This window comes from Acidovorax sp. (genome assembly GCF_021287135.1).
Classification (GTDB): domain Bacteria; phylum Pseudomonadota; class Gammaproteobacteria; order Burkholderiales; family Burkholderiaceae_C; genus Acidovorax.
Window position 1 is genome coordinate 1 of sequence record NZ_JAJTBB010000066.1, and the last position, 13297, is coordinate 13297.

Genomic DNA, 13297 nt, shown 5'->3' on the forward strand with positions numbered 1-13297 from the left:
CGTTCGCACTGCCGATTTCTCGGATTAAGCGGACTAGTGCGTCAGCCGCCCCGGCGTGCGCTCCAGCAGCATCGCGTCGCCGTAGCTGAAGAAGCGGTATTGCTGCGCAATCGCGTGGCGGTACAGGCCCATGGCGTGCGCGTAGCCCGCAAAGGCGCTCACCAGCATCATCAGCGTGCTCTTGGGCAGGTGGAAGTTGGTGATGAGCAGGTCCACCACCTGGAAGGCAAAGCCCGGCGTGATGAAGATGTCCGTGTCGCCCGTGGTCTGCCCGGAGCGGGCCCAGGACTCGAGCGTGCGCACGGTCGTGGTGCCCACGGCCACCACCCGCCCGCCGCGCTGGCGGCAGCGCTCCAGCGCGGCCAGGGTGTCCAGCGGCACCTCGTACCACTCGCTGTGCATCTGGTGCTCGGCCAGGTTCTCGGTCTTCACGGGCTGGAAGGTGCCCGCGCCCACGTGCAGCGTGACGCTGGCGCGCTCGACGCCGCGCGCGGCCAGCTCGGCCAGCACCCCGTCGTCAAAGTGCAGCGCGGCGGTGGGCGCGGCCACGGCACCGGGAGCGCGCGCAAACACGGTCTGGTAACGCTCGCTGTCTTCAGCTTCGTCCGGGTCGTGGTCGGCGTTCTGCTGGCGTTCGATGTAGGGCGGCAGCGGCAGGTGGCCGTGGCGCTCCATCAGCTCCCAGGGCGATTCGCCTGCGGGGCCTTGCAGCGCAAAGCGGAACAGCGGGCCGTCTTCCGTGGGCCAGCGCGACAGCAGCGTGGCGTCAAAGCCGCCCGCCTGGCGGCCGCCGGCCAGGTGCACGGTGCTGCCGGGCAGGGGCTTCTTGCTGACCTTCATGTGGGCCACGACTTCGTTGCCGGTGAGCACGCGCTCGATCAGCAGCTCCAGCTTGCCGCCGCTGGCCTTCTCGCCAAAGACGCGCGCCTTAACCACGCGGGTGTCGTTGAAAACCAGCAGGTCGCCTTCGCGCAGCAGGCCGGGCAGGTCGCGGAAGATGCGGTCCACGGGCTGCTGCGCGCGGCCGTCCAGCAGGCGCGAGGCGCTGCGCTCGGCGGCAGGGTGCTGGGCAATGAGTTCGGGGGGCAGCGAGAAGTCGAAGTCGCTGAGCGTGAAGGCCCGCGGCGCATGCGGGGCGGCGGCAGGGGCGCCAGCAGAAAGGTCGGTCATGGGTGCTTGAGGGCCGGACGGGCCCGTGCCAAGAAAGCAGTGGGAACGGTACGAACAAGGGCCGCCCCGAAGGGGGCACAACAAACGGGAACCGCAATTGTCCCATGCACGCCCCGGGCCTGCAGGCTGCGGGCCGGGCCGGGTGGGCGGCGGCTCAGTCCTGCAGGGCCACCCGCACCGGCGCGGGCACCTCGACGGCCAAGCGGTGCACTTCGGCCGCCTGGGCCAGGGCGGTGCCGGGCGCCAGCAGTGAGGCCGCGCCCGCTGCCACGCCCCAGCGCAGGGCGTCGGGCGGCGGCAGGCCGCGGTCCAGCGACCACAGCAGGGCCGCCAGGAAGCAGTCGCCCGCCCCGGTGGTGCCGCTGGCGGCGGGCACGGGCAGGGCGGGCGCCTGCCACACCCCTTCCCGGGTGGCCAGCACCGCGCCCTGTTCCCCCGCCGACAAGGCCACCGCCTCGGCCGCGCCGCTGCGCACCAGCGACCGTGCGGCTTGGCACCAGGCCGCGGGCTCGGCCAGCGGCTGCTGCACCAGTTCGCGCAACTCGCGCAGGCTCGGCTTGACCAGTGCCACGCCGGCCTGCAGCGCGGCCGACAAGGCAGCGCCCGAAGTGTCCAGCGCCACGCGCACGCCCCGCGCGGCCAGGGCGCGGGCCGCACGGGCATAGAAATCATCCGGCACGCCCGGCGGCAGGCTGCCGCTGGCCACCAGCCAGCGCGGCAGGGCGGCTTGCGGCAGGGCGGCCAGGCCGTCCAGCACGGCCTGCCATTCATGGGCCTGCACGGTGGGGCCGGGCAGCACGAAGCGGTACTCCTGCGCCGTGGCCGTCTCCAGCACGGAGAAGTTCTCGCGCGTGTCGCCAGCCACGGGCCACGGTTGCACGGCGACTCCTTCGCCGGCCAGCAGCTGGACGATTTGCGCACCCGCCGCGCCGCCGGCCAGCGCCCAGGCCTGCACGTCGGCCCCCAGGCGGTGCAGCACCCGGGCCACGTTGATGCCGCCACCGCCAGCGAACCGTTGCACGGGGCCGCAGCGCAGCTTGTGCGTGGGCTGCAGGCGGTCGGTGGTGGTGGCGAGGTCGAGCGCCGGGTTGGGCGTGAGGGTGATCAGTGCGGCCATGGCGGCGCAGCCTACCACTGTGCGGGCGGGGCGCGGCGTGCTACCAGGCCTTTTCCGTGAACCCGGACCACAGCTCGTTCAGGTCGGGAAAGCGCCATTTGTCCGGGTCTTCTCGCGCCACGATCTTCTCGGTGCAGCCGGGCGCGGCCAGGTCCACCAGCTCGGGCGGAATGCGCAGGTCCGACTTGGTGGAATAGAACACCTTGACCTTGGGCGTGGTGAGCGCGGTGGGCGCCTGCTCGGTCACGACGCCGATGCGCCCGGACGCCAGCCGCACCAGCGAGCCCACGGGGTAGATGCCGATGCTCTTGACGAACGCCTGGAACAGGCGCTGGTCAAAATGGTCGTTGGTCCACTCGGCCATGCGGCGCAGCGACTCGGACGGATCCCAGCCCCGCTTGTAAGGGCGGTCGGACGTGATGGCGTCGTACACGTCGCAGATGGCCGCCATGCGCGCGATCACGCTGATGCCGTCGCCCTTGAGCTTGTCGGGGTAGCCCGAGCCGTCGATCTTCTCGTGGTGGTGCAGGCAGGCGTCCAGCACCGCGTCGGGCACGTTGCCGCCTTCCTTGAGCATGTGGTAGCCCTCCACGGGGTGGCTGCGGACCACGCTGAACTCGTTGTCGGTGAGCTTGCCGGGCTTGTTCAGCACCGCCAGCGGGATGGCGGCCTTGCCCAGGTCGTGCAGCAGCCCGGCCAGCCCGGCCAGGCGGGTCTGCTCGTCGTTGAGCTTGAGCTGCCGGGCCAGCGCCACCATCAGCGCGCACACGGCCACCGAGTGCATGTAGGTGTAGTCGTCCGCCGTCTTCAGGCGTGCCAGGCTGATGAGCGCGCCGGGGTTGCGCGTCACGGAGTCGGAGATCTCCTGCACCAGGCTCTGGGCGCCGGCCGAGTCCACGGCACGGCCCATGCGCGCCTCGTTGAACATGGACACCACGGCGGTCTTGGAGCGCACGCAGATGGCGGCGGCGCGCTTGAGCTCGCTGTGCATGTCCTTGGGCGCCTGGTCGCGCGCAGGCGGGGCGGGCGGGGGCGGCAGCGTCACCTGCAGGGGGGGCAGGTCCTCCAGGCGGCTGAAGTCGGTCTCGATCTGGGCGTCCACTTCCTCGCGGGACCGCGATGCGGTGCCGGCCGCCACGTCCAGTCCCTTGGATGTGTCGATCCAGCACTCCTGGATCGCCGTGGCCTGGATGCGCTCCAGATCCTTGGGGTCCTTCAGCAAAAACTTGGCCCGCCAGAAGGGATGGTCCATCCACGACCCGCAGAACTCGTGGAGGTACATGCCCAGGGTGAGATGTTGGATACGAATGCGCTTGAGCATGGAAAAACCGAAACCCGAAAACCTGCCGCGTGCCGGGACGCCTGATTGTGAGCAATGGTAACCATGGTAGCCTTTTTGCCCGCCCGGTCCGCGCTTCCCACTTTCCTTTTCATGCCCACGACTCCACCGTCCCTCGCGCCCCCGGCCGCTCCGCCTGCGGCGCGCCGCCCGGCGTCGGCCGGCCCGGCCGGGGCGTCGGTGGCCCAGAAGGCCCTGCACAAGCTGGGCCTGGTGCGCGACATCGACCTGGCCCTGCACCTGCCGCTGCGCTACGAGGACGAAACCCGCATCACCCCCCTGGCCAGCGCCCGCGACGGGCAGACCGTGCAGATCGAGGCCACCGTCACCGCCAGTGACGTGCAGCTGCGCCCGCGCCGCCAGCTGGTGGTGCAGGTGGACGACGGCTCGGCCACCTGCGAGCTGCGCTTCTTCAGCTTCTACCCCTCGCACCAGAAGACCCTGGCCGTGGGCGCGCGCCTGCGCATCCGTGGCGAGGTCAAGGGCGGCTTCTGGGGGCGGCAGATGCTGCACCCGGCCTTTCGCCAGGCCGGGGGCGAACTGCCCGCCGCGCTCACGCCGGTGTACCCCACCACGGCCGGCCTGCCCCAGCCCTACCTGCGGCGCGCCGTGGTGAGCGCGCTGGCGCGGGCCGACCTGTCGGACACGCTGCCGCCCGGGGCGGAGCCGCCGGTGGCTAGCTTTTATGGCAAAAATGGCCTCCAGCGCTTGTGCAGCCTGCGCGAGGCGCTCACTTTTTTGCACCATCCCACGCCCGACGTGGCTCTGTCCACGCTGGAAGACCACAGCCACCCGGCCTGGCAGCGCCTGAAGGCCGAGGAACTGCTGGCCCAGCAGCTGTCGCAGCACCAGTCGCGCCGTGAGCGCGACCGGCTGCGCGCACCGGTGCTGCGGCCGCAACCTGCACAGGGCACGGCGCCGCCCCTGCACGAGCAGTTGCTGGCCGTGCTGCCCTTTGGCCTCACCGCCGCGCAGCGCCGCGTGGGCGAGGAGATCGCCGCCGATCTGGCGCGGCCCGTGCCCATGCACCGGTTGCTGCAGGGCGACGTGGGCTCGGGCAAGACGGTGGTCTCGGCCCTGGCCGCCTGCGTGGCCATGGACGCGGGCTGGCAGTGCGCACTGATGGCGCCCACCGAAATCCTGGCCGAGCAGCACTTCGCCAAGATGATCGGCTGGCTGGAGCCCCTGCTGGCCGCGCGCGGGCGCAAGGTGGCGTGGCTGGTGGGCGGGCAGAAGAAAAAGGAGCGCACCGCCATGCTGGCCCTGGTGGAGTCCGGCGAGGCCGCGCTGGTGGTGGGCACGCACGCCGTCATCCAGGAGCAGGTGCGTTTCAAGAACCTGGCGCTGGCCATCATCGACGAGCAGCACCGCTTTGGCGTGGCGCAGCGGCTGGAGCTGCGCCGCAAATTGGCTGAGCACGGCATGGAGCCGCACATGCTGATGATGAGCGCCACGCCCATCCCGCGCACGCTGGCTATGAGCTACTACGCCGACCTGGATGTGTCCGTGATCGACGAGCTGCCCCCCGGCCGCACGCCCATCGTCACCAAACTCATCGCCGACAGCCGCAAGGACGAAGTCATCGAGCGCATCGGCACGCAGGTGGCCGCGGGCCGGCAGGTGTACTGGGTGTGCCCGCTGATCGAGGAAAGCGAGGCGCTGGACCTCTCCAATGCCACCGCCACGCACCAGGATCTGAGCGAGGCGCTGCAAGGCGACGAGGCGCACGGGCGTGCGCCGGTGATGGTCGGCCTGCTGCACTCGCGCATGCCCACGGCCGAGAAGAAGGCCGTGATGGCGCTCTTCACCAGCGGCCAGATGGGCGTGCTGGTCAGCACCACCGTCATCGAGGTGGGCGTGGACGTGCCCAACGCCTCGCTCATGGTCATCGAGCATGCCGAGCGCTTTGGCCTCTCGCAGCTGCACCAGCTGCGCGGCCGGGTAGGGCGGGGCGCGGCGGCGTCGGCCTGCGTGCTGCTGTACGCCACCAACGACAGCGGCCGCGTGGGCGAGACGGCCAAGGAACGCCTGCGCGCCATGGCCGAGACCAACGACGGCTTCGAGATCGCCCGCCGCGACCTGGAGATCCGTGGCCCCGGCGAATTCCTAGGCGCGCGCCAGTCGGGCGACGCGCTGCTGCGCTTTGCCGACCTGGCCACCGACACGCATTTGCTGGAGTGGGCGCGCGCGCTGGCACCGCAGATGCTGGACCGCCACCCGGACCTGGCCGCCAAGCACGTGGCGCGGTGGCTGGGCGGCAAGTCGGATTACCTCAAGGCGTGAAACGGTACATGCGCCCGCCGCCGGCCCACCTCCCCCCGTGAACGGAAGTCCTGTGAACTCCCTTGTCCCTTCGACCGCAGCCCTGCCCACGACCAACACGCCGCCCCCGGCGGTGCGCGCAGCCTGGGTGCGCGACGCGGCCTACCGCGACCGCGCCGTGCGCCTGGGCCTCATCGACCGCCCGGCCTGGGCGCGGTTCCTGGCGCCGCTGTGGCTGGGGCTGGGCGTTGTGCTGGTGTTCTCGCCCTGGGGCGCCTTGGGCATCCTGTACGGCGGTGAACCGCTGGCGTTGCGCTGGCCCGCCGTCGTGCTGGCCGGCCTGCTGCTGGGCCTGGGCGGCGTGCAGACCTTCCCTGCGCAACGGCGCGCCACCGCCCGCCACTACGCGTTTGCGGGCGACACCACGCGCTGGGAGTTCTCGGCCGCGGGGCTCGCCTACCGGATGGAGGCGCCCGACGGCACGTTGCGCCACGCGGCCTCGTCGCAATGGAACTGGTTTCGCGCCGTGGCCGTGGACCGCACGGGCCTGCGGCTGTACCGGCAGGGCACGGTGGAGTCGTACTTCGTCCCCGCCACGGCGTTGGCCCAGCCCGGCCAGGAGGCCGAGCGGGCGCAGCAGGCGGTGGTGGCGTGGGCGCGCGAAGCCGGGCTGACGGTGCGCCAGCTGCCTGCGCGGGACACCGCCGGACTGCTGGGCATGGTGGCCAGCGCCAGCCTGTTGGTCGGCCTGGCCCTGGTGCACGCCGCCATGGTGGCGGCGCTGCCGCACCTGCGGTGGGGGCGCGTGTCGGCGCTGTTCTTCTCGGGGGTGGACACCTTCTGGTGGGCGGCCGTGCCGTGTGCGATGGCGGTGGTCGCGCTGCACCTGCTGCTGGCGCGCCAGCAAGTCCGCGGCGCGCCACAGCGCGACCTGCCGCCGCTGGCGCCGCACCTGGCCCTGGCGCTGTGCTGGGGCGCCCTGTTGCTGGCGGGCCTGCAGGCGCTGCGCGGGTGGGTGTTCGACGAGGCGCTGGCGCGCAGCACGTTTGCCGTGCCCGGGCCTGTGCTGGTGGTGGCGGTGTTCGTGCTGCTCACGGGCTTCGTGGTGCACCGGGCCTTCGCGGCGCCCTGGGCAGCGCGGCAGGTTGCGTTGCACAATGACGTGCCAGGACCCTCCTCGACATGACCCTCACCGAACTCAAATACATCGTCGCCGTGGCCCGCGAAAAGCACTTCGGCCACGCCGCCGATGCGTGCTACGTGTCCCAGCCCACGCTGTCGGTCGCGATCAAGAAGCTGGAAGAAGAGCTGGACGTGAAGCTCTTCGAGCGCAGCGCGGGCGAGGTCACCGTCACCCCCCTGGGCGAGGAGATCGTGCGGCAGGCGCAGAGCGTGCTGGAGCAGGCCGCCGCCATCAAGGAAATCGCCAAGCGCGGCAAGGACCCGCTGGCCGGCCCCCTCACGCTGGGCGTGATCTACACCATCGGCCCCTACCTGCTGCCCGAGCTGGTGCGCCACTCCATCGCCCGCACGCCGCAGATGCCGCTGATGCTGCAGGAGAACTTCACCGTCAAGCTGCTGGAGATGCTGCGCACGGGCGAGATCGACTGCGCCATCCTGGCCGAGCCGTTTCCCGACACCGGGCTGGCCGTGGCGCCGCTGTACGACGAGCCGTTCATGGCGGCCGTTCCCAGCGCGCATCCGCTGGCGTCCCGCAAGGCGGTGAGCGCCGAGGAGCTCAAGAGCGAAACCATGCTGCTGCTGGGCGCGGGCCACTGCTTTCGCGACCATGTGCTGGAGGTCTGCCCCGAGTTCGCGCGGTTTTCCAGCAACGCCGAAGGCATCCGCAAATCGTTCGAGGGCTCGTCGCTGGAAACCATCAAGCACATGGTGGCGGCTGGCATGGGCGTCACCCTGGTGCCGCGCCTGTCGGTGCCGCGCGATGCGCTGCTCACGGTGTCCCGCCGCCGCAAGAGCGACGAGACCTATGTGCGCTATCTCCCCATCCGCGAGGCGGACGGCGGGCCGCCGCCCATGCGCCGGGTGGTGCTGGCCTGGCGGCGCAGCTTCACGCGCTATGAAGCCATCGCCGCGCTGCGCAATGCCATCTATGCGTGCGAGCTGCCGGGCGTCACGCGGCTGTCCTGATCCCGCCCCGCAGCCGGCGCGGGCAGCCCGCAAGTCCGGGTGCCGCAGTACGGCTTGTGCCGCGCCGCAGCGCCCCCGCAGCGGGCCTGGGCTACAGTGGTTCGGTGCGCCGCCGGGGCCTCGGCGGCCGGGGTGGCGCCCTGCCGGGCGTCCCCATTGTCTTTTTTTGTTTCCTCCTTTTTCGTCACTTCACTTCAGGAGCACTCCATGGCAAAAGCCCCCAAGAACATCTCCGCCCCCTCCATCAACATCGGCATCAGCGACAAGGACCGTGCCGCCATTGCCCAGGGCCTGTCGCGCCTGCTGGCCGACACCTACACCCTGTACCTGACCACCCACAACTTCCACTGGAACGTGACCGGCCCCATGTTCAACACGCTGCACACCATGTTCATGGTGCAGTACACCGAGCTGTGGAACGCGGTGGACCCGATCGCCGAGCGCATCCGCTCGCTGGGCCATGTGGCCCCCGGCTCGTACGCCGAGTTCGGCAAGCTGGCCACCGTGCCCGATGCGCCCGCCAAGCCGCCCAAGGCGATGGACATGGTGCGTGTGCTGGTGGAGGGCCACGAAGCCGTGGCCCGCACCGCGCGCAACCTGTTCCCCCTGGCCGACAAGGCCAGCGACGAACCCACGGCCGACCTGCTGACCCAGCGCCTCACGGTGCACGAGCAGACGGCCTGGATGCTCCGCTCGCTGCTGGAAGAGTGAGCCCCCGGCCGCCGGGGGGCGCCTGCACGGCAGGCGCCCGGCGGAGGGAATGCAAAGAAATGTGACCGAACTGCGCGTTGTCCTACATGCCCGCGCCGCCCGGCTGGGCAAAGATCGCTGCCTTGGGCATGCCCCCTGTCGGGGCATGGTGGGGACACTCTGCGGTGATGTATGCGAATCCTGTACGTGGAAGACAATCCCGAGCTGCGTGAGACCATCGGCGCGCTCATGGAAGGCGAGGGCCAGACCGTGACTGCGGTGGCCACCGCCGAAGAGGCGCTGGAGCTGGAAGCCCGGCAGCCTTTTGACGTGCTGGTTTCCGACGTCAGTCTGCCCGGCCTGTCGGGCACGGATCTGGCGCGCAAGGTGCTCGCCAACGATCCCCACCGCTGGGTGGTGCTGTGCTCGGGCTACGAGCTGGGGCACTACCCCGGTGCCTGGGGCCCCAATGTGCGGGCCTTGCTCAAGCCTTTCGATGTGGAGGAGCTGGAGGCCCTGCTCGGCTCCATCCGCGCTTCGGTGCAGGGTCGCGCTGCCGCGTAGGCGGCGGGCCTGCGGGGCCGCCGCCCCAGGAGGTCACCGGCCTGCGCCTGCAGGGCCGCTGGCAGCTACGGCCACCCGCGGCAGGCTTACGCGAAAGCGCGTGTGGCCCCCGGCGGACTCTGCGGCAATGTGCCCCTGGTGCGAGCGCACGATCTGCTGCGCGATGAACAGCCCCAGGCCCAGGCCCTGGTGCCGGCCGGGCTCGCGGTCGCGCCCGCGGAAGGGGTCGAACAGCCGCGGCAGCAGCGCCGGCGGAATCGTGCCGCCATTGGCCACCGTCACTGCCACGCAGCCGCTATGCGTTCCGTCGATCTCGCAGCGCACGGGCACGTCCGTGTCGCCGTGGTGCATGGCGTTGCCCACCAAATTGCTCAGCACCTGGCACAGCCGCTCCCCGTCCCAGACGCCCTGGGTATCGCCCTGGGACTGCACCTCCACGGTACGGTCCGGGAAGGCGGAGCGCACCTCGTCCAGCGTGCGCTGCACCAGCGCCTGCAGGTCCGCCGGCCCCAGGTTCAGGGCCAGGCCGCCGGCCTGGCGGATGCGGGTGACGTCCAGCAAGTCCTCGATCATGCTGCCCATGCGCTGGCTGCTGCTGAGCACGCGTTCGGCCATGACCGCCGCCTTGTCGGGCGTGGGCTGGCGCTTGAGCACGGTGGCGGCGGCGGTGATGGACATCAGTGGCGTGCGCAGGTCGTGGCTGAGCACGGCCATGAACATTTCATTGATGCGCAGGGCCTCGGTGCGCTCGCGCAGCTCATGCGCCAGCGCCTGCTTGCGGCGGTGCAGCTCGAAGAACACCTGCGCCTTGCTGGTGAGCATGTGCGGATCGATGGGCTTGTACAGAAAATCCACCGCGCCGCTTTCGTAGCCCCGGAACTGCCAGTTCTGCTCGCGCGTGCCGGCGGTCATGAAGATCAGCGGGATGTGCCGCGTGCGTTCGCTGCCGCGGATCAGCTCGGCCAGCTCGAAGCCGTTCATCTCAGGCATCTGCACGTCCAGCAGCGCCAGCGCCACGTCGTCATGGGCCAGCAGCAGCTCCAGCGCCGCGGCGCCGGAATCGGCCTTCAGGATCTGCACGTCGGGACGCTGCAGCAGGGCCTCCAGGGCGATGAGGTTCTCCTCCACATCGTCGACCAGCAGGCACTTGATGCGGTCGCCGGCAGGAGTGGCTTGTGGGGCGGGCATGGCGTTGGCGGAGGGCAGGGGCGGGTGGGAGCACATGGCAGGTCTCATTTCAGAGCAGGTGTTGCGTGTGCAACTGTTGCAGCAGCGCGGGCATGTCCGCGGGCGCCAGGATGTGGTGCATGGGAGCGCGGGCCAGCGCGGCCAGCGGCATGGCGGGCATGGGCGCGCTGTCGGGGGCCTGCACCACGGTCAGGCCCCCGGCCGCGTAGATGGCGGCCATGCCCTGGGCGCCGTCCTCGTTGGCGCCCGACAGCAGGATGCCCAGCAGCCGCTCGCCCCACAGGTCGGCGGCGGATTCCATCAGCACGTCGATGGACGGGCGCGAGTAGTGCACGGGTGGGTCCACCGACAGCGCCAGCCGCGGCCCCTGGTCCACCAGCAGGTGGTAGTCGGGCGGGGCAAAGTACACATGGCCGGGCTGCGGCGGGTCCTTGTCCTGGGCCTCGTGCAGGGGCAGCGGGCAGCGCGGGCTGAAGATCTCCGGCAGCAGGCTGCGCCGGTCGCGCGGCAGGTGCAGCACCACCAGCACGCAGGCCCGCAGCGTGGGGGGCAGGGCGGGCAGCAGCTGCATCAGCGCCTCCAGCCCCCCGGACGAGCCGCCGACCACCACGGCGTCGAAGGCCGGGCGCTGTGCAGCCGCCGGGGCGGGCCCGGGCGCTGCGATGGGGGCGTGCTGCGCGGTCACAGGCCGGCCCGCTTTCGGTAGATGCGGTCTTCGAGCACGAAGTCCTCGAAGGCATCGCTATGGGCCGAGAAGCGCAGCGACTCCTTGGAGCCCAGGCCCAGGAAGCCGCGGTGGCACAGCGCCTCGCGGAACAGGCCCAGGGCCCGGTTCTGCAGTTCCCGGTCGAAGTAGATCAGCACGTTGCGGCACGACACGAAATGCATCTCGGCAAACACGCTGTCGGTGGCCAGGCTGTGGTCCGAGAACACCATGCGCTCGCGCAGCGCCTTGTCGAACACCACGCGCCCGTAGCGCGCCGTGTAGTAGTCCGACAGCGAACTGCGGGCCCCCGAGCGCGCATGGTTCTCGGTGAACAGGGGCACCCGCGCCTGGTCGAACACGCCGGCCTCGGCCGCGCGCAGCGCCTGGGTGTTGATGTCGGTGGCGTAGATCAGCGAGCGGTCCAGCAGGCCCTCCTCCTGCAGCAGGATGGCCAGCGAATACACCTCTTCGCCCGCGCTGCAGCCGGCCACCCAGATCTTGAGCGACGGGTAGGTGCGCAGCAGCGGCACCACCTCGCGGCGCAGCGACTGGTAGTAGCCCGGGTCGCGGAACATCTCGCTCACCTGCACGGTGAGGTATTCCAAGAGCGCGGGGAACACCGCCGGGTCGTGCAGCACGCGGTCCTGCAGCTGCGACAGCGTGTCGCAGCCGAACTGGATCAGTGCCGTGTTCAGGCGCCGCTTGAGCGAGGCCTGCGCATAGCCGCGGAAGTCGTAGTGGTAGCGGTGGTAGATGGCATCGATCAGCAGGCGCTGTTCGATGTCGGCGGTGCGCGCTTTGCGGTGGGGCATGGGGCGTAGGGCTCGGGCCGCGGCACCGGGGCTCACTGGGGCATCCACACGCGCACCAGCGACAGGAGCTTTTCCACGTCCAGCGGCTTGGCGATGTAGTCGTTGGCCCCGGCGGCCAGGCACTTCTCCTGGTCGTCCTTCATGGCCTTGGCCGTGAGGGCGATGATGGGCAGGCGGCGCCAGCCGGGGCGCAGGCGGATCTCGCGCATGGCGGTGTAGCCGTCCATCTCCGGCATCATGATGTCCATGAGCACCAGGTCCACCGCGGGCGCCTGGCCGGCATCGGCGCGCTCCAGGGCCTGCAGCGCCTCGCGGCCATTGCGCGCGATCTCCACGCGGATGCCCGTGGGCTCCAGGATGCTGGAGAGCGCGAACACATTGCGCACATCGTCCTCCACCACCAGCACGGTGCGCCCTTCCAGCGCCGATTCGCGGCTGCGCGCGGCCTGCAGCATCTGCCGGTGCTCGGCGGGCAGCTCGGACTCCACCTGGTGCAGGAACAGCGTCACCTCGTCCAGCAGCCGCTCGGGCGAGCGGGCGTCCTTGATGATGATGGACTTGGAGAACCGGCGCAGCTGCTGTTCCTCGTCGCGCGAGAGGGCGCGGCCGGTGTACACGATCACGGGCGGGAAGGAGACGCCGTCCTGCTCGGTCATCTGCTGCAGCAGTTCGTAGCCGCTCAGGTCGGGCAGGTTCAGGTCCATCACCATGCAGTCGAACGTGGAGCCGCGCAGGTGCGCCAGCGCTGCGGCCGCCGTGCCCGCGCAGACGATCTCTACGCCGTCGCGGCTGAGCAGCTGCTGCACGCTGTCGCGCTGGCGCTCGTCGTCTTCCACCACCAGCACGCGGCGCAGAGCCTGCGTGAACTTGGCTTCCAGCCGCTGCAGCGCCTGCACCAGCTCATCGCGCTTGACGGGCTTGAGCGCATAGCCCACCGCGCCGCGGCCCAGCGCCTCCTGCGCGTAGTCGGCCACCGACACCACATGCACGGGAATGTGGCGCGTGGCAGGGTTGCGCTTGAGCTGGTCCAGCACGCCCAGGCCGGAGAAGTCGGGCAGGTTCACGTCCAGCACGATGGCGCTGGGCAGGACCTGCGCGGCCAGGGCCAGGCCGTCCGCGGCATTCAGCGCGACGTGGCAGTCGAAGTGCATTTCGGCGGCCAGGTCGCGCAGGATGTGCGCAAAGCGCTCGTCGTCCTCGATGACCAGGATGCTGCGGGCGCTGGCCGCCGGGGCCGGCTGCGGCGGCGCTGCGGGGGGCTGTGCCGGCGCTGCCATCGGGCGGTCGGCGGGCGCCGGGGC

The 13297-nt window shown here is 70.9% G+C and carries 12 protein-coding genes; 5 read left to right on the forward strand and 7 right to left on the reverse strand.

What is annotated here, in order from left to right; all coding sequences use genetic code 11:
• Positions 1–33: 33 nt before the first annotated feature.
• From queA to LWW96_RS15460, 3 genes are all read right to left on the reverse strand, one after another.
• Positions 34–1170, reverse strand: coding sequence for a tRNA preQ1(34) S-adenosylmethionine ribosyltransferase-isomerase QueA (gene queA / locus LWW96_RS15450; RefSeq protein WP_291488507.1), 1137 nt, complete (start codon positions 1168–1170; stop codon positions 34–36).
• A 154-nt stretch (positions 1171–1324) separates the two neighbouring features.
• Positions 1325–2287 carry a 1-phosphofructokinase family hexose kinase gene (locus LWW96_RS15455; protein WP_291488510.1) on the reverse strand — a complete coding sequence of 321 codons (963 nt, stop codon included), beginning with the start codon at positions 2285–2287 and terminating at the stop codon, positions 1325–1327.
• A gap of 40 nt (positions 2288–2327) precedes the next feature.
• Positions 2328–3608 carry an HD-GYP domain-containing protein gene (locus LWW96_RS15460; RefSeq protein ID WP_291488512.1) on the reverse strand — a complete coding sequence of 427 codons (1281 nt, stop codon included), beginning with the start codon at positions 3606–3608 and terminating at the stop codon, positions 2328–2330.
• A 111-nt stretch (positions 3609–3719) separates the two neighbouring features.
• Here LWW96_RS15460 and recG point away from each other — a divergent pair, with 111 nt between their 5' ends.
• From recG to LWW96_RS15485, 5 genes are all read left to right on the forward strand, one after another.
• Positions 3720–5909 (forward strand): ATP-dependent DNA helicase RecG, encoded by a 2190-nt coding sequence (recG, locus tag LWW96_RS15465; RefSeq protein WP_291488514.1) that lies wholly within the window; start codon positions 3720–3722, stop codon positions 5907–5909.
• A gap of 52 nt (positions 5910–5961) precedes the next feature.
• Positions 5962–7074, forward strand: coding sequence for a hypothetical protein (locus LWW96_RS15470; protein WP_291488516.1), 1113 nt, complete (start codon positions 5962–5964; stop codon positions 7072–7074).
• Positions 7071–8036 (forward strand): LysR substrate-binding domain-containing protein, encoded by a 966-nt coding sequence (locus LWW96_RS15475; protein WP_291488518.1) that lies wholly within the window; start codon positions 7071–7073, stop codon positions 8034–8036. The genes LWW96_RS15470 and LWW96_RS15475 overlap by 4 nt, the downstream gene beginning before the upstream one ends.
• Before the next feature lie 207 nt (positions 8037–8243).
• Entirely contained in the window at positions 8244–8747 is a 504-nt protein-coding gene (locus tag LWW96_RS15480; RefSeq protein WP_291488520.1) for a Dps family protein, read from the forward strand.
• 171 nt (positions 8748–8918) lie between these two features.
• A complete protein-coding gene (locus LWW96_RS15485; protein WP_291488521.1) occupies positions 8919–9290 on the forward strand; it encodes a response regulator in 372 nt (123 codons plus the stop codon).
• Between the two features lie 33 nt (positions 9291–9323).
• Here the strand turns inward: LWW96_RS15485 and LWW96_RS15490 are convergent, their stop codons facing one another.
• The 4 genes from LWW96_RS15490 to LWW96_RS15505 form a co-directional block, all read right to left on the reverse strand.
• On the reverse strand, positions 9324–10478 hold the full coding sequence (locus LWW96_RS15490) for a hybrid sensor histidine kinase/response regulator (RefSeq protein ID WP_291488527.1): 1155 nt from the start codon (positions 10476–10478) through the stop codon (positions 9324–9326).
• A 49-nt stretch (positions 10479–10527) separates the two neighbouring features.
• Positions 10528–11142, reverse strand: coding sequence for a chemotaxis protein CheB (locus LWW96_RS15495; protein ID WP_291488529.1), 615 nt, complete (start codon positions 11140–11142; stop codon positions 10528–10530).
• Between the two features lie 17 nt (positions 11143–11159).
• A complete protein-coding gene (locus LWW96_RS15500) occupies positions 11160–11996 on the reverse strand; it encodes a CheR family methyltransferase (protein WP_291488523.1) in 837 nt (278 codons plus the stop codon).
• Positions 11997–12028: 32 nt separating this feature from the next.
• The coding region (locus LWW96_RS15505) for a response regulator (protein ID WP_291488525.1) at positions 12029–13297 on the reverse strand (1269 nt) is incomplete at its 5' end.